The sequence below is a fragment of the Polynucleobacter sp. MWH-UH23A genome (assembly GCF_040409805.1).
Lineage (GTDB): Bacteria > Pseudomonadota > Gammaproteobacteria > Burkholderiales > Burkholderiaceae > Polynucleobacter.
The window spans coordinates 464,013-479,895 of record NZ_CP099572.1 but is presented as its reverse complement, the minus strand read 5'-3'; the positions used below and the strand labels follow the sequence as shown (position 1 = coordinate 479,895).

Below are 15,883 nucleotides of genomic sequence, written 5' to 3'. Positions count from 1 at the left end.
GTAGGCGATTAACAACCATGAGATGAACGAGGATAGAAGCTCTAGGGATATTTTTATCACTTTATCCCTAGACGCCAAAGACTGGTGATCTCTTTAGATCTTGCCATATACAAAGCGTCTGTTTGATCAAATGCTTTTGGATGATGCGGTTTGGTATCCAAGCGTGCAATTACACTCAAACCTGCGGCATCGATCCAGCCCAGCAACTCTTCTCGAGTGCGTAAACCAAGATGCTCAGCTATATCTGAAAGAATTAACCAGCCCTCACCTTCGAGCAAAAGATGTTTTCTTAAGCCACCCAAAAAGCCTTTAAGCATCTGGCTACCAGGGTCATATACCGCATGCTCCAGAGAAGAACTAGGTCTAGCAGGCAACCAAGGTGGATTGCAGACGATGAGTGCAGCCTTACCATCAGGAAATAAATGAGTTTTCTGAATCTTCACTTGATTGCTTAGGCCAAGACGATCAATATTTTCTTTGGCACAAGTAATGGCTCGATCATCTTGATCTGTTGCAATGATGTTTTGAATTTCTCGTATTGCCAACACAACAGACAAAACTCCGGTGCCCACTCCAATATCAAATGCTGTTGAGCTTTCGATAAGCGCTTTAGGTAAAGGTGCTTTTAAGACGAGTTCAATATATTCACCACGAATTGGAGAGAACACACCATAGTGTGGATGAATGCGGATCTCTTCATCATCCCTAACGAGGATAGGAACACCCTTCTTGCGCCACTCATGAGCACTAATAACCCCCAAGAGCTCTCGCAAAGAAATTACGTAAGACTGTGTTTGTGGGCCATATGCCTCCAGACAGGCTTGAGCGACATCTGGCGCACGTCTAAGCGGGATAGAATGATCTGCCTCGATCTGAATCAACAACATTCCCAAAATACGCGCCCGCTGCGATTGAGATAGGCGGTGCAAGTTGAAAAGATCTAAAGGAGTTTTTTCTCTAGTCTCCCCATTTTTAGAACCTTTATTTACTCTTTTCGACTTCTTGGAAGGTTTATCTACCCTTCGTACTAGAGCTTGTAACAACTGCCTAGCATTTTGGAAATCACCTCGATACAAAATGGCTGTACCCTCGCAAGCCAAACGGTAAGCTACATCTGCAGTTAAGGTGTCATCACCAATCTGAATTTTTTGATGGGCCGCTATCCCGTTTTCAGAATGCCATCTTGCGAAGCATTGTTGCCCGCCCTCATTCCAATAAAGCATTAAGAGACCGCAAAACGATTGTTTTGATAATCATCAATAGCTTGCTCGATCTCAGCGCGCGTGTTCATGACAAATGGGCCATATTGCACGATTGGTTCATGCAAAGGCAATGCAGCCAAAACAATGAACCGCGCACCATCGGCACCCGCCTTTGCTTTGAGTTGATCACCTTCATCCAAGACAATTGCAGCTTGCTTGGGTGCAGCTTTCAGGGGGCTGCCAATTTCTAGGGCGCCTTCATAGATATACACAAAGGCATTGAGCTCCTTTGCGAGAGGGTATTCAAAATCGGTATTTGAGGGTAGATGTACATCCAAAAATACAGGTGCAGTACTGATCCCCTGTATTGGCCCTGTGATGGTTTGATTGTCATCCCGATAGGTACCAGCAATGACTTTCACGTAAGTGCCATCCTCAAGTGATACTTTGGGAATATTTTCTTCCTGGATGTCTTGATAACCCGCTGGCTTCATCTTCTCTTTGGCTGGCAAGTTAATCCACAACTGAAATCCCCGCATTGCTCCGCTTACCTGCTGAGGCATCTCCGAGTGAATAATGCCGCGCCCTGCCGTCATCCATTGCACGCCACCAGTCTTCAGATGTCCTTGGTTACCCAAATGATCCTCATGAAGCATATGGCCTTCAAGCATATAGGTTACTGTTTCAAAACCACGATGGGGATGCGGCGGAAAGCCAGCAACATAATCATTGGGATCGTTTGATGAAAACTCATCCAACATCAAGAATGGATCTAATCGAACTTGCTGCTGACCACCAAGGCTGCGACGTAACTTCACTCCCGCACCATCTGAGGTCGCAATGCCAGGAATGACCGTTTGAATATTGCGAATCATGATGCGCCCTTCTTTCGATTATGCAGGTGGATGGTCTTCTGGATTAACATCCAAGGCAATTAAGAAGCGCGAGACCATGTTATATGCGGCAATCACTGTCACCAACTCAACGGTATCCGTGCTGCCCAATGCTTTTTGTATGCGCCTCATTAATTCAGGATCAACCTTGATGTTACGCGTCATCTGAAATGTCAGATCTGCCGCATCATTCTCAAGCTGGGTAAATAGACCCTTTGGAAAGTTTGCTTGCCCAATTAAACGCAATGCCTGAACTTGCTCTTCGGTGCCACCAGCCTTTTTGAAAGGAGGCGCATGATGGAAAAACTCATACTCAGCGCCGTTCAAAACAGCTACACCACACATCGCCAACTCGCGCAGCTTTGGATCCAGCGATAAGTTATTACGAATTTCACCAATGAAATGATTCCAACCTTCGGCAATGGGAACGCTATGCAATAACATGCGATCCAAATTAATAAATTGACCACCGCGTCGCTTACGAATCGCAGCGACTAACTCGGCTGGCTCAGCCAAATCCATTGGCTGATAAGGAATTAATCGTTCTGACATAAATACCTTTGTTGAGTTAACTCTTATTGAGCTGTTTCTTTAATATTGTTTTCAATGACGAACTTGCCCCAAATAGCGATTTGCTTGCCGATGAAGTCGCGCAAAGTTTCTGGGCTACCGCCGACCACTTCAATACCTTGGGCTTTAAATTTTGCAGCCACAGCAGGATTTTTGAGTGCTTTATTCAAGGCTTTATTCATGGCATCAATTACTGCTGGAGGTGTTTTACCTGGAGCTAAAACCGCCCACCAAGCAGGAGCACTAAAGCCAGGGAAGCCACTCTCAGAAATCGTTGGAACATTAGGCAAAGCAGGAGAACGTTTTGCAGTAGTAATCACTAACGGAATAACGCCACCGCTTTCAATATGAGGTTTCACTAAGAACTCTGATCCCACAGCCAGCTCTACTTGACCGCCCAATGCATCCTGCATTAATGGGCCACCACCACGATAAGGGATATGATTCCAATCAAATCCAGCCTGCTTGGCTAGACGCGCCATTGCTAGGTGACCAAGGCTTCCAATACCAATTGAGCCATAACTAAATTTTTTGCCCGCTTTAGATTGATCTACTAACTGCTTAAAGCTAGTAATGCCAGAATTTTTACTTGCCACTAACACCATCGGTGAAGTACCCACCAAAATGACAGGAGCAATATCTTTGATCGTGTCATAGGGAAGCTTGTCTTTCAGACTGGGGTTAACGCCGTGAGTGTCAAAGACCACGGCAAATGTATAGCCATCAGGATCTGAGCGCGTCATGGCAGAAGTACCAATAACACCAGATGCACCACCGATGTTTTCAACGATGACGTTTTGCTTTAATTCTGCTTGCAAAGCAGGTGCCAAAATACGGGCTACTTGATCAACAGAGCCTCCAGGCGGAAATACTGCAATTAAGCGAATGGGTTTTTGTGTAGGCCAAGCACCAGATGGTTGGGCAAAAGCTAAGGTACTGGCGCCCAATGCAAATAATGCCAAGGCCAGCATGTTCTGAAGGGCTTTAAAGCCAAATTGAGCCGTCAGTTTCATGGGTTTGTCTCCTATAGTGAATCAGGAAGATTACCACCCATTGGGGCTATTTGCTCGATAATAGCTAAGTCAGCAAAAGAAACATATGAAACCCATACTCAATATTGCCGCCTATCTATTTGTAAGCCTTGATGCGCTGCCAGAACTGCGCGCAAAAATGCTCGATGAATGTAATGCCCGTGAACTCAAAGGAACGATTTTGCTTACCGGCGAAGGTATCAATATGTTTTTGGCTGGCAAGCCCGATGCACTTCGCGGATTTCTAGATTGGCTTCGCGCTGACCCACGCTTTGCCCCTCTTGAGGCAAAAGAAAGCTGGTCGGATGAGCAGCCTTTTAAGAAAATGCTGATCAAACTCAAAAATGAAATTATTCGCATGAATCACCCCACCATTCAGCCAGAGAAAGGTCGCGCGAATTTCATCTCGCCGAAAAAATTACAAGAATGGCTAGATCGTGGAACGGATGATATTGGTCGGCCTGTAGTCATGATTGATACTCGTAACGCATTTGAAGTCGACTACGGCACATTTAAAAATGCTTTGCATTTCAATATTGAAAAATTTACCGAGTTCCCTGCTGCCATTTCTGCGCACAAAGACGAATTAGCAGATAAAACATTGGTGAGTTTTTGTACTGGTGGAATTCGCTGCGAAAAGTCTGGTCTGTACATGCGAGAAATTGGTATGGAGCACAGCTACCAACTGGAGGGCGGCATTCTGAAGTATTTTGAAGAGGTAGGATCAGCACATTATCAAGGTAGTTGCTTTGTTTTTGACACGCGTGAGGCCCTAGAACCCACTCTTGACTCAATCCCTCTGGAACGTTCTACTCGCAAAAACATCAAAACTAGCTAAAACACCAAAATCAGTCATAAATAGTAAAATAGCCAAGCTTTACAAAAACTATTAAATAACAACTCTAGGCCTGAGACATGTCTAATACCCTCTATCGGCAACAGCCGATTTTTTTATCTTTTTTGTTTGTCGTTTTAGCTTTGTTCGTAAACATCAATGTCCACGCACAAGCGCCAACTTATCCAACCAAACCGATTAAGTTAATTGCCCCAGTTGCTGCGGGTGGCGGACTCGATAATATCGCCCGTGCTGCTGCTGAAAAACTCTCACGTTCAATCGGCCAGCCCGTGATTGTTGAGAATATGGGCGGTGGCGGTGGTGCAATTGCCTCACAAGCTACAGCTAAAGCTCCAGCAGATGGTTATACCTTGATGGTTGCTTACGTAGGCACTCATGGAACAAATCCAGCGGTTCGTCGCCTACCTTACGATGCAATCAAAGACTTCACGCCAATTGGCATGATCGGCGCCACACCAAACGTACTCATCATTAATCCAGAATTGCCAATCAAAAACTTCAAAGAGTTTGTAGATTATGCAAAGAAGAATCCCGCCAAACTCAGTTACGGATCTGCAGGCCCAGGCACCCTAACGCATTTAGGTATGGAGCAACTGAAATTAGCTGCAGGTATTTTTATGGTTCATGTCCCGTATCGGGGTGTAGGTCCCGCCTACACTGATTTATTAGCCGGTCAAACACAAGCTATGCTCCCCACACTGTTTGCTGCTTTACCCTATATCAATACCAACCGTGTTCGCGGACTTGCGGTCACTGGTGCCAAGCGCAGTTCTGCTGCACCCAACATTCCCACTTTTAAAGAGTTGGGATTTAATGGCTTTGATGGTCAGCAATGGTATGGAATCGTAGGCCCCGCAAACTTGCCTCCTGCAGTTGTTGCAAAACTCAATACTGAACTTAATAAAGTTCTTGCTAGCCCAGACTTTTCGGAAAAAATGACAAGTGAAGCCATGACGCTCATGCCAATGACTCCACCTCAGTTTGCCAACTACATAAAAGAAGATATTGCACGCTGGGCAAAAGTCGCCAAAGATCGCAATATTGAAATTGAATAAATCAACAAATACCAATCAACTACCTATATTAATTGCTCATTCACAGGAAATCATATGTCTCATGCTATTGCCGCAGCTGCCGATCTTAATGCGCCACCAGTTACTAAAACGCTCGCTCAGTTTGTTCACTCTCATCCAACCCAAGGCTGGACTCCTGAGGTAGATCATGAGGCACACCGCACATTCTTAAATTGGCTTGGTTGTGCAATTGGCGCGGCAAATCATGAAAGCGTGGAGTCTTCCTTAGCAGCCGTTCGCGAATTCCAGCCCGCCCCTCAAGCCAGCATCTTGGGTCGCAAAGACAAAGTAGACATGGGTGGTGCAGCTTTAATTAACGGCATTAGCTCGCACACTTTTGACTTTGACGATACTCACCTGAAAACAGTAATTCATCCTGCAGGTCCTGTTGCCTCTGCCATCTTGGCGCTTGGTGAACACATTGGTGCAAATGGTCGTCAGATTATCGATTCATTAGTTCTTGGCATTGACGTTGCTTGTCGTGTTGGTAATGCCATGTATCCCGATCACTACCACCGTGGCTGGCACATCACCGGCTCCACTGGCACACTCGGTTCTGCAGCAGCATGCGCTCGCTTAATGGGCTTAGATTTACAAAAGACCACTATGGCATTAGGAATCGCCGCTTCGCAACCCGTAGGAATGCGTGAACAATTTGGCACGATGACAAAACCTTTTCATCCAGGCGGTGCTGCTCGTGCAGGTCAACTTTCTGCTCTACTAGCGAAGCATGGTTTCACAGCAAGCCCTAAAGCGCTTGAGGCAGGTCGTGGCTATATGCAGACTGTTTCAACTAAATGCGACTGGTCAGAGATCGATCGCGAACTAGGTAAATCATTTGAGATTTCACTAAATACCTATAAGCCATTTGCATGCGGCATTGTGATTCACCCTGCGATCGATGCTTGCGCACAATTGCGCGCTCAAGGCGTAAAAGCTGAAGATGTTGAACGCATTGAATTACGTGTTCACCCACTCGTACTAGAGCTTACTGGTAAAAAGACACCGAAGGATGGACTCGAAGGTAAATTTAGTGTCTATCATGGTTGCGCTGTTGGCCTAATCTTTGGTCAAGCAGGCGAAGGCGAATACGCCGATGACATTGTTAATCGCCCGGATGTTGTGGCATTACGCGCTAAAGTTAACGCGACTACAGATACCTCTATCAGCGAAGCATCTGTTGATGTAAAAGCCTTCTTGAAGAACGGTAAAGAAGTTCATATTTTTGTGAAGAATGCAATTGGCTCCCTGGAAAATCCAATGAGCGATGCTAACTTAGAGCAAAAATTCACCAACCTTGCTGAACCTGTCATTGGCAAAGAAAAAACTCGTCAACTCATCTCTGCTTTGTGGAAACTAGGACAAGCTTCCGATCTCAAACAGATCATCAGTCTTTGCACACCAGATTAATTTAGAAAGTATTTATGAGCTCATTGCCTAATATCGTCATTCTTGGAGATTACGAACGCGCATTGCGTCGTTTCTCGAATTGGGAAAAATTAGATAAACAAGCTAAGCTGACTTTTCATCATGAGCCTTTACGTGATGAGGCTCTTTATGAAGTTGTAAAGGATGCTGATGTAATTGCGATTGTTCGTGATCGTGCACCATTTAATGAAGCCATGATCGCACGCCTACCGAAGCTGAAATTTCTGATGTTTACCGGGGAGCGCAATGGTACTCTAGATGCAGCCGCACTAATAGCACGCAATATTCCGATTGCCTGCTCTCCAGGTGGTCCTTCTAAGGACACTACAGCCGAACTCACATGGGCATTGATTTTGGGTGCATCAAAGCGCCTCATTGAACAAAACAAACTGATTGCGTCAGGTGGTTGGCGTGATCAACTTTCAGTTCTTCCGATGCTCGCAGGCGAGCGCTTGGGCATTATGGGCTTGGGCGCTATTGGTAGCCGAGTTGCCCGTGTTGGCGCTGCATTTGGTATGGAGGTTGTAGCCTGGAGTCCTCGCATGACACCAGAACGCGCTGCAGCAGAGAGCGCTAAGTCAGTTAGTCTGGATGAACTACTATCCACATCTAAAGTTGTGTCGATGCACTTAGTGGCGGGACCTGGAACCAAGGGAATTATTAGCGCAGATCAGCTATCCTTAATGCGCCCCGATTCAATATTAGTAAACACCTCTCGTTCAGCCCTCATTAATATGAGTGACTTACAAAAAGCATTGCTTGCAGGTAAGCCAGGTCAGGCCGCAATTGATGTTTTTGATATCGAACCTCTCCCCGAAAAAGATCCGCTACGTAATACTCCAAACCTCTTGGTGACACCACACCTAGGATTTATTGCCGAACCTATTTTTGAGGCTTTTGCTAAAGGTATTACCGAGACACTAGAAGCTTGGCTCGATCAAAAACCTATTCCACATCCTTATAAGCCAAGCTAGAGCCCAAATAAAGTCGAAGTCATTTTGAAAACACTAACGCCTCTTGAGCTGTTTATCAGCTTTAGCAAAATCGGTATGTCTGGTTTTGGAGGGGTCTTACCTTGGGCTAGAAGAACACTTGTAGAGCGTGACAAAATTCTGACTTCGGAAGAATTTAGCGCCATTCTTGGCATCTGCCAAATAGTGCCTGGACCCAATATCGTGAATCTGGCCGTTTGCGTTGGCTCGCGATTTGGAGGCGCGCGTGGAGCGATTGCTAGTGTGCTTGGCCTAACTCTAGGCCCTATTTCAATAGTGATGCTATTAGCAGTTTTATACGAGCACTACAGCTATCTTGAAACCGTCAAAGGATTATTGCGCGGAATTTCTGCTGTGGGTGTTGGTTTGATTGCATCTACTGGATTCAAAATGCTCAAGGATGAGTTTCGTTTTCCAGCAATGCTATTGGTGGTTGCGTTGACGATGATTACTGCCAGTTATTTCCATTTAGGCTTGGGATGGGTGGTGCTCATTTCATCCCCACTTGCATTAGTTCTCGCTTGGAAAAAGGCTGGTCGAGAATGAGTATCTTACTAAGTCTTTTCTTAAAGCTTTCTGCATTCTCCTTGATTGCTTTTGGGGGCGTGAACGCCCTACTGCCAGTACTTCTCAACTTGGCTGTCAATCAAGAACACTGGATCGACTTACAAACATTCTCTGACTACTTTGCGATTGCACAAGCAGCGCCAGGTCCAAACTTCATGACAGTCACTCTATTAGGCTGGCATATTTATGGTGTGATTGGCGCGCTGATTGCAACGCTGGCTATTGCGTGGCCATCATCTATTCTGATCTACTATCTTCAGCGTCTGATTCTAGGAATTCAAAACTCTCACCACAAGAAATCAATTCAGTATGCAGCTGCAGCATTGGCTATTGGCTTGGTACTCTCTTCTGCCTTACAAATTGCTTTGCAAATTAATCAAAGTCTTGCTGCTTATCTCTTGACGCTTGGCACAATTGCCACTACCTTATTCACAAGATGGCATCCTTTATATCTCATTGCGATTGGCGCCCTCCTCGGTATTCTGGGATTTATCTAAAGAAAGTTAATATGAATCTACTAAAACCCATTCAATTATTGGCATCGACACTACTGGGAGTTGCCACACTCACCACTCCAACTGCCTTTGCACAAGCTAACTACCCCAATAAACCAATTAATTTCATCGTACCTTATGGTGCAGGCGGCGGTTCAGATGCGCGCAGTCGTCAAATTGCTCAGAAGATGAGCGTCATTCTCAAGCAACCTATTATTGTCGACAATAAACCAGGTGCGGGCGGCAATATCGGCACTGAATTCATTGCGCGAGCAGCTCCAGATGGCTATACCATTGGTATGGGCAACTTTGCTCCAATGGCTGTTAATAAAACCTTATTTGGCAATCTTCGCTACGACCCAGAAACTGATTTGCTGCCAATCATCTTGATTGAAAAAGGTCCGCTAGTACTAGTTGTAAATCCCAGCTCGCCATACAAAACTGTTAAAGAAATTGTGGACGCCGCTAAAGCCAAACCTGGCGCCTTGACATACTCCTCAGGCGGCATTGGCGGGAGTCATCAGCTGTCTGCCGAGTTATTCAAACAGAGCGCAGGCATTGACATGATCCATGTTCCCTATAAGAGCGGTTCAGCAGGCCTAACCGACCTCATGGCAGGCAATGTCACCATGATGTTCGATCAAATGTATTCTGCGATGCCGAGCATTAAGGGTGATAAGTTACGTGCAATTGCCATCACCAGCAAGAAGCGCTCACCACTACTCCCCAATATTCCTACATTTGCTGAAGCAGGCTATCCAAAAGTAGAAGTCTTAAATTGGCAAGGTTTGATTGCGCCAAAGGGAACGCCTAAGGCTGTGATCGACAAACTCAATGCTGCTGCTAATGAAGCACTCAAAGATCCTCAGTTGAGAGAGCTAATGTTGTCTCAAGGTAATGAAATTGGTGGTGGGACACCAGCAGATTTTGCGACACTCATCAAATCAGAATCTGCGAAGTGGAGCACCGTTGTCAAAACGGCGAATATCAAACCGGAATAAGCAGTTTTTTTGATCAAGGGGGCTAATAAGCCCCCTTTTTTATTTCAAAGCCTGATAGGTCAGAATGCCCAAAAAGGTTAATACCAAGGAGCCGACGAGGTGCAGCATTGCTGTACCCAAAGCCCAGGTAAATTCACCGCGCTGAATAAAACCAACTACTTCCGCAGAAAAGCTAGAAAAGGTTGTCAAGCCACCTAAAAAACCCGTTATGACTAATAGCTTCCACTCGGGCGATAGCTGTGGATTATTGCCAAAGTAAGCAACCGCCAAACCAACTAAATAACCGCCCACCATATTAGAGAGCAAAGTCCCCAAAGGAATAATTGAGGCAGTACCAACAGTCAGAATATTAAATCCCGCTCTGAATAAAGCACCAAAACCCGCTCCAAAAAATATTGCAAGAATAGATAGCCACATAATTTATCTTCGCGTTTTACCGTCGCTAATCTTTATTGAACAGAAAAACCTAACATACTGATGGAGCTCATTTCGATTCCATCTACAAAAATGGATGCGCGCTCATTTTCATGTTGCAATGCCAAGGTATATAAAGCTGGCCAATAATGTTCTGGCGTAGGAATAGAAAGATGTGCTACCTCGCCATACTTCTCCCACTCTATTAATGGCTGATGATGATTAGCATCCATTTGAGCGACAAAGAATTCATTAAAGTCTTTAGCCCACGGATATGGCTGTGCATTATCTTGCCAGTGAATCGTGCGTAGGTTATGCACCACATTGCCACTGGATAGAATCAGAATATTTTCATCGCGCAAAGGCTTGAGTTGCTTGGCCAAATCGTAATGCGCTCGTGCTGAGATTGAGCCATCAAGGCTTAGCTGTACAACGGGTACATCCGCATTGGGGTATAAATATTTAAGTACTGACCAAGCGCCATGATCAATGCCCCACTCATTCTCTTCAAGAACAATCGGAACACTGAGCAACTCTTTGACGCGATCAGCGAGAGCGGGACTTCCTGGCGCGGGATATTGAATATCAAAAAGCGCTTGGGGGAAGCCACCAAAATCATGAATCGTTTTTGGTTTTGCCATTGCGGTAACCCAAGTTCCTCGAGTTACCCAATGCGCAGAAATTACCAAGATGGCATCAGGACGCTTAAGCGATTTTCCTAATGCAGTCCAAGCCGCTGTATAACGGTTGGGCTCAATTGCATACATCGGACTGCCATGGCCAGCAAAAATTGCAGGTTGGCGATGGCTAGTCATTCAGGTTGATTAACCGAATACGTAACCAGTATGAGCAGCTACCAATGCAAACAAAATCGCCAAGCTAGTTGCTGCAGCCAACATCACGATCAAGGTAATGATCTTTTTGTTAACTTCTTCTTTAGATTCGTTATGCCATTCGTTCATGCTAAATCCTCTGTAAACACATTAATAATGAGTGCAATTATCCACTATCGACCGCGACCAGCCTTGCGCATCATGCCTTTTCCGCCACCAAAGCCAGCCTGAGGCCTTCCAGCAGGGCCAGATGGGCCCTTAGGGGCTGGGGGGCGGACCGGAGGCTTGGCAGCAACAGGTTTTGCGGGGGTCTTGGGATCAGATTTCTTATCGTCAGTCACTTTTAGCTCCTATGGATATCATATTGCCATGATTACTGACTATTCTATCCAAGCTATCGCAATTAATGCGATTCCCTTGATTTTTGCTATCACCATCCATGAAGCAGCCCATGGCTATGCTGCCCGTAGATTTGGGGACAACACTGCCTATATGTTGGGGCGGGTTAGTCTCAATCCTGCCAAGCACATTGATCCCGTTGGCACCATCTTGATTCCATTAGCGTTAATTTTGGTGGGCTCCCCCTTTTTGGTTGGCTATGCCAAACCTGTTCCCGTCAATTTTGGTCGTCTACGTAATCCTAGAATCGATTCTATTTGGGTTGCCCTAGCAGGACCAGGCTCCAACTTTATTCAAGCCTTGATTTGGGCGATCTTGTTGATTCTGCTTATTGGCCTAGGGATAGATGAAAAGTTTTTTATTGCCATGGCGCAAGCGGGCATCCTCTGGAATTTAGGTCTACTCGTTTTCAACCTCTTCCCAATACCGCCGCTTGATGGTGGGCGCATTCTTGCTGGCTTATTACCAACAAGGCAGTCGATTGCATTTGGAAAGCTTGAGCCTTGGGGATTCTTTATTGTCTTAGGTCTTGTCTTCACCGGTATTATTGGCGCCCTTTGGATGGATCCTCTAATGGCGTTTTTTAAGGGCGCTATTTATCTGCTTACCTACCCCCTACAAATGCTCTTTTAAGAACATTCAGCAAAACCTAATAATCTGGAGTATGCTGAATTCACATTAAGCGGTCTCGATTCACAACATAACGCATGAGAGGTTCTCCATGAAACTGCACAAACTAGTACTAATAAGCTCAGCCACGATTCTTGCAATAGGTGCTGGCACAGCAATTGCCCAATTTAAAAACTCGGAAGATGCCATCAAATATCGTCAAAGCGTATTTACTGTGATGGCGAATTCCTTTGGAAAAATTAGTGCTGTTGTTAAAGGTGAAGCGCCTTATAACAAAGATGAAGTTGCAAAAAATGCTGCAGTTGTAGCGACACTATCGACTTTGCCATGGCAAGCATTTGGCACCGGCACCGAAGGTGGTAAAGCGCAAGCTGATATTTGGTCTGATAACGCGAAGTTCAAAGCTGCTTCTGAAAAAATGCAACTTGCTGTTGCCAATCTTAATACCGCCGCACAGTCTGGTGATTTGGAAAGCATTAAGAAAGCATTTGCAGCAGCAGGCGCAAGCTGCAAAAACTGCCACGATGATTTCAAGAAAAAATAAAGCGCCTTCTCAACGCGTAATGAAGTAACCCACAGCAACGGCAATCAAGCTTAAGAGCAATAAAGCTAAACCCCGTTGCAAAGCTCCATCCTTGGAACCTTGACCCGAGTCAGAAAGCAAATAACTCGCTTCTTCGCTTGGGTCAATTTCTTTATCGCCCGTAATCATTGGTTTGATTAAGTTTTCACCTTTAAATCTCTTGTAGTACCAAATAGCAATAATATGAATGGTAACTAGCGTGTAAATAATGACTTGGTTGCTCTCATGAATCTCTGATAAAAATGAAGATAACCAACTTGGCACATATTTTGCCAACGGCCCCTGAAACGCGATTTCATCATCTACAAATAATCCAGTGAGCACCTGCACACACAAAATAAATAGCAAGGCAAAAACGGATAAAGCCCCAATCGGGTTGTGCCCCAAAAAACGCGGAGATTTACCTTGAAGATAATCAAGGATTGATTGGCGGTTGGGAATAAAAGAGGCGAAACGCGCATGCCTTGATCCCACGAAACCCCAAATTACTCTAAATATCAACAAAGTCAAAATGCAATACCCAAAGTAGGCATGCAACTCAACCGCATTATCAAATAAATGAATGCTCACCAAGCTTCCAATAATGCAAGCAACTAGCAACCAGTGAAACAAGCGGATTGGTAAATCCCAAACGCGAATGATTTTCTTCATACCCTAAGGATAAATCAGATAAAACAAGAATTCCCTTAAACTCATGAAAAATGAGTCCAAGCAAAGCCTTTAAAACCCTGCTGATCTATCGTATTGGCGCCACCCTAAGCTATCAAATTACGATGGTGGCAGTTGGATGGCATCTCTATGAAATTACCCATAGCGTGATTTCACTGGGATTGATTAGTCTTGCAGAACTCGTACCCTACTTTGCATTAGCGCTCTACTCGGGTCATGCAGTAGACCACTACTCTCGTAAAGTCATCTCCGCAATCGCTGCGATTATTCACGTGCTCGTCGCATTATTTTTATGCGCCATTGCGTTAGATTGGGTATCTCCACCCGTTCCGCTGATCTATACGGCAGTCGGTTTTATTGGCATTGCTCGAGCATTATTACGTCCCTCATATCAAGCGCTCTTTGGTCAAATCATTCCGCGCGAGCAACTCACAAAATACATGGCATACGGTAATGCCTCCTTCCAAATTTGCGTAGTGGCTGGGCCTGGCTTAGGTGGCCTCATGATTGGCTTTACCAATCTGACATGGACTTATGCTTTGGCAGCTTTTTGTGGACTCGTTAGTCTTTATGGTGTTACTTTGATCAAAGCCCACACAGAAAAATCGGCTCAATCTACGCACTTTCTCAAAAGCTTTATGCAGGGGTTTGATTACGTCAGAAAGCATGAACTCATCCTAAGCACCATGGCACTGGATATGTTCGCAGTACTTTTTGGAGGTGCCGTATCAATTCTTCCCGCTTTTGTGAGTGATGTTCTTCATGCGGGTCCAGAAGTTCTTGGCATTTTACGTGCCGCGCCAGCCGCAGGATCCGTTCTCATGGGGATCTATCTTGCTAGCCGCCCCATCCTAAATGACTCGGGTAAGTATTTGCTGCTATCCGTTGCGGGCTTTGGAATTTCCATTATTGGCTTTGGTTTATCCACCCATTTATGGGTATGCGCATTTTTCTTATTCGCTTCGGGCTGTTGTGACTCCGTTTCTGTAGTGATACGGAGCAGTATTGTGCAATTGACAACTCCAGACAATATGCGCGGTCGCATCAGCGCAATCAATGGAATTTTTATTGGGTCATCAAATGAATTGGGCGCCCTCGAGTCTGGCATTGCAGCTAGCCTCTTAGGCTTAGTGCCCTCTATTATTTTTGGTGGTGTCGCTACGTTAGCAGTGGTATTGATCACCTATAAACTTGCGCCAAATTTGCACAAGTTTCACATTCGCGACATCACTTAATTTTTGGCAATTCTTTCTGAATAATTTTCAGGCCTTCACGTAAGGCGTCTTGATAACGCTCACGTTCCGCTTTAATTGACTCTGAAGTCCAAGAGTAAAAACCTTCGCCAGTCTTCATACCAAACTTACCGCTTTCAACTCGATCGCTTAAGCACTTAGCAATCGTTGCTGAATTATTTAAGGTGGGATAGATCGTCGTGCCACCAGCTGCATGTATTTCAAGGCCAGCATGATCACGCTGCATAGCTGGGCCTGCCGCAATATAACGGAAGCCAAAGCCATAACGAACTGCTTTATCTATATCTTCTGGTGTACAGATTCCAGCATCCACCATAGCAAATGCTTCGCGCGATAAGGCATGTTGCAGCCGATTGGCTAAAAAGCCTGGCAGATCTTTTTTTACAGTCACCGGAACCATGCCGCATGCCGTCATCAAACGGGTGAGGCTATCAGCAACCATGGGCGATGTTTTTGCGCCATAAATAACCTCTACACAAGGAATCAAATGTGCAGGCATAAAAAAATGCAAGCCAATCATGCGGGCTGGAGTTTTTAAACCTTCAGCAATTTGGCTAATTGGAAAGCTCGTACTATTGCTTGCCAATACCGCTTCTGCTTTTGCGTATTTTTCTAATTTTGCAAATAACTCGCGCTTAATATCCAAGCGCTCAGGCACGCATTCAATCACCAAGTCAATATCAGACCAATCCACCTCTTCAAGCGTTCCCGCAACTGACAATAAGTGAATTCGATTCTCGTACCCCAATTCAGTCATAGTGTTGACAAAATAGTCAGGCAATAAAGCACGACGCTCCGTTGTTGGCTCTACCACCTGAACGGCACAGCCACCACGAGCACAAACCGCTGCGACATCGGCGCCCATCGTCCCGCCTCCCACAACAACTACTTTGGTTTCTGCTGGGGTAAATAACATCAATGTTCTCCTAGAGAGGCTCAAGCCTCTTTTTTAAAATTCCTCATACAATAAGCCCATTATTCCAATAAAAAATTGA

Annotated in this window: 20 protein-coding genes; 10 read left to right on the top strand and 10 right to left on the bottom strand. The window is 45.2% G+C overall.

Annotated features, from left to right (window positions below):
• Positions 1-56: 56 nt before the first annotated feature.
• From NHB35_RS02600 to NHB35_RS02585, 4 genes are read right to left on the bottom strand one after another with little or no spacing between them, the layout of a single operon-like run.
• Positions 57-1,223, bottom strand: coding sequence for a class I SAM-dependent methyltransferase (locus tag NHB35_RS02600; protein WP_353432851.1), 1,167 nt, complete (start codon positions 1,221-1,223; stop codon positions 57-59).
• Positions 1,223-2,077, bottom strand: coding sequence for a pirin family protein (locus NHB35_RS02595; protein ID WP_353432850.1), 855 nt, complete (start codon positions 2,075-2,077; stop codon positions 1,223-1,225). The genes NHB35_RS02600 and NHB35_RS02595 overlap by 1 nt, the downstream gene beginning before the upstream one ends.
• An 18-nt stretch (positions 2,078-2,095) precedes the next feature.
• A complete protein-coding gene (locus tag NHB35_RS02590) occupies positions 2,096-2,647 on the bottom strand; it encodes a carboxymuconolactone decarboxylase family protein (RefSeq protein WP_353432848.1) in 552 nt (183 codons plus the stop codon).
• A 23-nt stretch (positions 2,648-2,670) separates the two neighbouring features.
• Positions 2,671-3,678 carry a tripartite tricarboxylate transporter substrate binding protein gene (locus tag NHB35_RS02585; RefSeq protein WP_353432846.1) on the bottom strand — a complete coding sequence of 336 codons (1,008 nt, stop codon included), beginning with the start codon at positions 3,676-3,678 and terminating at the stop codon, positions 2,671-2,673.
• 85 nt (positions 3,679-3,763) lie between these two features.
• On the opposite strand from NHB35_RS02585, the gene NHB35_RS02580 reads away from it, so the two are divergent.
• The 7 genes from NHB35_RS02580 to NHB35_RS02550 all read left to right on the top strand — a co-directional run bounded on the left by NHB35_RS02580 (position 3,764) and on the right by NHB35_RS02550 (position 10,107).
• Entirely contained in the window at positions 3,764-4,534 is a 771-nt protein-coding gene (locus NHB35_RS02580) for a sulfurtransferase (protein WP_353432845.1), read from the top strand.
• 77 nt (positions 4,535-4,611) lie between these two features.
• Positions 4,612-5,607, top strand: a complete 996-nt coding sequence (locus NHB35_RS02575) for a tripartite tricarboxylate transporter substrate binding protein (protein ID WP_353432844.1) — start codon at positions 4,612-4,614, stop codon at positions 5,605-5,607.
• 54 nt (positions 5,608-5,661) lie between these two features.
• On the top strand, positions 5,662-7,035 hold the full coding sequence (locus tag NHB35_RS02570) for an MmgE/PrpD family protein (RefSeq protein ID WP_353432842.1): 1,374 nt from the start codon (positions 5,662-5,664) through the stop codon (positions 7,033-7,035).
• A gap of 14 nt (positions 7,036-7,049) precedes the next feature.
• On the top strand, positions 7,050-8,027 hold the full coding sequence (locus NHB35_RS02565; protein WP_353432841.1) for a D-2-hydroxyacid dehydrogenase family protein: 978 nt from the start codon (positions 7,050-7,052) through the stop codon (positions 8,025-8,027).
• Positions 8,028-8,051: 24 nt separating this feature from the next.
• Positions 8,052-8,591, top strand: coding sequence for a chromate transporter (locus NHB35_RS02560; RefSeq protein ID WP_353432839.1), 540 nt, complete (start codon positions 8,052-8,054; stop codon positions 8,589-8,591).
• Positions 8,588-9,109 (top strand): chromate transporter, encoded by a 522-nt coding sequence (locus tag NHB35_RS02555; protein ID WP_353432838.1) that lies wholly within the window; start codon positions 8,588-8,590, stop codon positions 9,107-9,109. Before NHB35_RS02560 ends, NHB35_RS02555 begins: the two co-directional genes overlap by 4 nt.
• Before the next feature lie 11 nt (positions 9,110-9,120).
• Positions 9,121-10,107, top strand: a complete 987-nt coding sequence (locus NHB35_RS02550; RefSeq protein WP_353432837.1) for a tripartite tricarboxylate transporter substrate binding protein — start codon at positions 9,121-9,123, stop codon at positions 10,105-10,107.
• A 39-nt stretch (positions 10,108-10,146) separates the two neighbouring features.
• Here the strand turns inward: NHB35_RS02550 and crcB are convergent, their stop codons facing one another.
• The 4 genes from crcB to NHB35_RS02530 are packed head-to-tail and all read right to left on the bottom strand — an operon-like array spanning position 10,147 to position 11,695.
• Complete coding sequence (gene crcB / locus NHB35_RS02545; RefSeq protein WP_353432835.1) at positions 10,147-10,524, bottom strand: fluoride efflux transporter CrcB; 378 nt, start codon at positions 10,522-10,524, stop codon at positions 10,147-10,149.
• A gap of 32 nt (positions 10,525-10,556) precedes the next feature.
• Entirely contained in the window at positions 10,557-11,336 is a 780-nt protein-coding gene (gene ygiD, locus NHB35_RS02540; protein WP_353432834.1) for a 4,5-DOPA dioxygenase extradiol, read from the bottom strand.
• A 9-nt stretch (positions 11,337-11,345) separates the two neighbouring features.
• Positions 11,346-11,483: a hypothetical protein gene (locus NHB35_RS02535; RefSeq protein WP_172793433.1), complete on the bottom strand. Its 138-nt coding sequence runs from the start codon at positions 11,481-11,483 to the stop codon at positions 11,346-11,348.
• A gap of 44 nt (positions 11,484-11,527) precedes the next feature.
• The gene (locus NHB35_RS02530) at positions 11,528-11,695 is read right to left on the bottom strand and encodes a hypothetical protein (protein ID WP_353432833.1); all 168 of its coding nucleotides are present in this window, start codon (positions 11,693-11,695) and stop codon (positions 11,528-11,530) included.
• A gap of 28 nt (positions 11,696-11,723) precedes the next feature.
• On the opposite strand from NHB35_RS02530, the gene NHB35_RS02525 reads away from it, so the two are divergent.
• Both NHB35_RS02525 and NHB35_RS02520 read left to right on the top strand, forming a co-directional pair.
• Positions 11,724-12,386, top strand: coding sequence for a site-2 protease family protein (locus NHB35_RS02525; RefSeq protein ID WP_353432832.1), 663 nt, complete (start codon positions 11,724-11,726; stop codon positions 12,384-12,386).
• Positions 12,387-12,474: 88 nt separating this feature from the next.
• Entirely contained in the window at positions 12,475-12,927 is a 453-nt protein-coding gene (locus NHB35_RS02520; RefSeq protein WP_353432831.1) for a cytochrome c, read from the top strand.
• A gap of 9 nt (positions 12,928-12,936) precedes the next feature.
• Here the strand turns inward: NHB35_RS02520 and NHB35_RS02515 are convergent, their stop codons facing one another.
• Positions 12,937-13,617 (bottom strand): cytochrome b/b6 domain-containing protein, encoded by a 681-nt coding sequence (locus tag NHB35_RS02515; protein WP_353432830.1) that lies wholly within the window; start codon positions 13,615-13,617, stop codon positions 12,937-12,939.
• Positions 13,618-13,667: 50 nt separating this feature from the next.
• Here NHB35_RS02515 and NHB35_RS02510 point away from each other — a divergent pair, with 50 nt between their 5' ends.
• Entirely contained in the window at positions 13,668-14,870 is a 1,203-nt protein-coding gene (locus NHB35_RS02510; protein ID WP_353432829.1) for an MFS transporter, read from the top strand.
• Here NHB35_RS02510 and NHB35_RS02505 read toward each other — a convergent pair.
• Positions 14,863-15,804 (bottom strand): 3-hydroxyacyl-CoA dehydrogenase NAD-binding domain-containing protein, encoded by a 942-nt coding sequence (locus NHB35_RS02505; protein ID WP_353432828.1) that lies wholly within the window; start codon positions 15,802-15,804, stop codon positions 14,863-14,865. The two genes, NHB35_RS02510 and NHB35_RS02505, sit on opposite strands and share 8 nt — an antisense overlap.
• Between the last annotated feature and the right edge of the window lie 79 nt (positions 15,805-15,883).

Bases quoted from the DNA above. Each gene is read 5' to 3' on its own strand.
- NHB35_RS02520 (WP_353432831.1), top strand. From the start codon at position 12,475: ATGAAACTGCACAAACTAGTACTAATAAGCTCAGCCACGATTCTTGCA.
- NHB35_RS02510 (WP_353432829.1), top strand. From the start codon at position 13,668: ATGAGTCCAAGCAAAGCCTTTAAAACCCTGCTGATCTATCGTATTGGC.
- NHB35_RS02575 (WP_353432844.1), top strand. From the start codon at position 4,612: ATGTCTAATACCCTCTATCGGCAACAGCCGATTTTTTTATCTTTTTTG.
- NHB35_RS02535 (WP_172793433.1), bottom strand. From the start codon at position 11,483: ATGAACGAATGGCATAACGAATCTAAAGAAGAAGTTAACAAAAAGATC.
- NHB35_RS02585 (WP_353432846.1), bottom strand. From the start codon at position 3,678: ATGAAACTGACGGCTCAATTTGGCTTTAAAGCCCTTCAGAACATGCTG.
- NHB35_RS02580 (WP_353432845.1), top strand. From the start codon at position 3,764: ATGAAACCCATACTCAATATTGCCGCCTATCTATTTGTAAGCCTTGAT.
- NHB35_RS02590 (WP_353432848.1), bottom strand. From the start codon at position 2,647: ATGTCAGAACGATTAATTCCTTATCAGCCAATGGATTTGGCTGAGCCA.
- NHB35_RS02555 (WP_353432838.1), top strand. From the start codon at position 8,588: ATGAGTATCTTACTAAGTCTTTTCTTAAAGCTTTCTGCATTCTCCTTG.
- NHB35_RS02595 (WP_353432850.1), bottom strand. From the start codon at position 2,077: ATGATTCGCAATATTCAAACGGTCATTCCTGGCATTGCGACCTCAGAT.
- NHB35_RS02600 (WP_353432851.1), bottom strand. From the start codon at position 1,223: ATGCTTTATTGGAATGAGGGCGGGCAACAATGCTTCGCAAGATGGCAT.
- NHB35_RS02570 (WP_353432842.1), top strand. From the start codon at position 5,662: ATGTCTCATGCTATTGCCGCAGCTGCCGATCTTAATGCGCCACCAGTT.
- NHB35_RS02550 (WP_353432837.1), top strand. From the start codon at position 9,121: ATGAATCTACTAAAACCCATTCAATTATTGGCATCGACACTACTGGGA.
- NHB35_RS02505 (WP_353432828.1), bottom strand. From the start codon at position 15,804: ATGTTATTTACCCCAGCAGAAACCAAAGTAGTTGTTGTGGGAGGCGGG.
- NHB35_RS02515 (WP_353432830.1), bottom strand. From the start codon at position 13,617: ATGAAGAAAATCATTCGCGTTTGGGATTTACCAATCCGCTTGTTTCAC.
- ygiD (WP_353432834.1), bottom strand. From the start codon at position 11,336: ATGACTAGCCATCGCCAACCTGCAATTTTTGCTGGCCATGGCAGTCCG.
- NHB35_RS02565 (WP_353432841.1), top strand. From the start codon at position 7,050: ATGAGCTCATTGCCTAATATCGTCATTCTTGGAGATTACGAACGCGCA.
- NHB35_RS02525 (WP_353432832.1), top strand. From the start codon at position 11,724: ATGATTACTGACTATTCTATCCAAGCTATCGCAATTAATGCGATTCCC.
- crcB (WP_353432835.1), bottom strand. From the start codon at position 10,524: ATGTGGCTATCTATTCTTGCAATATTTTTTGGAGCGGGTTTTGGTGCT.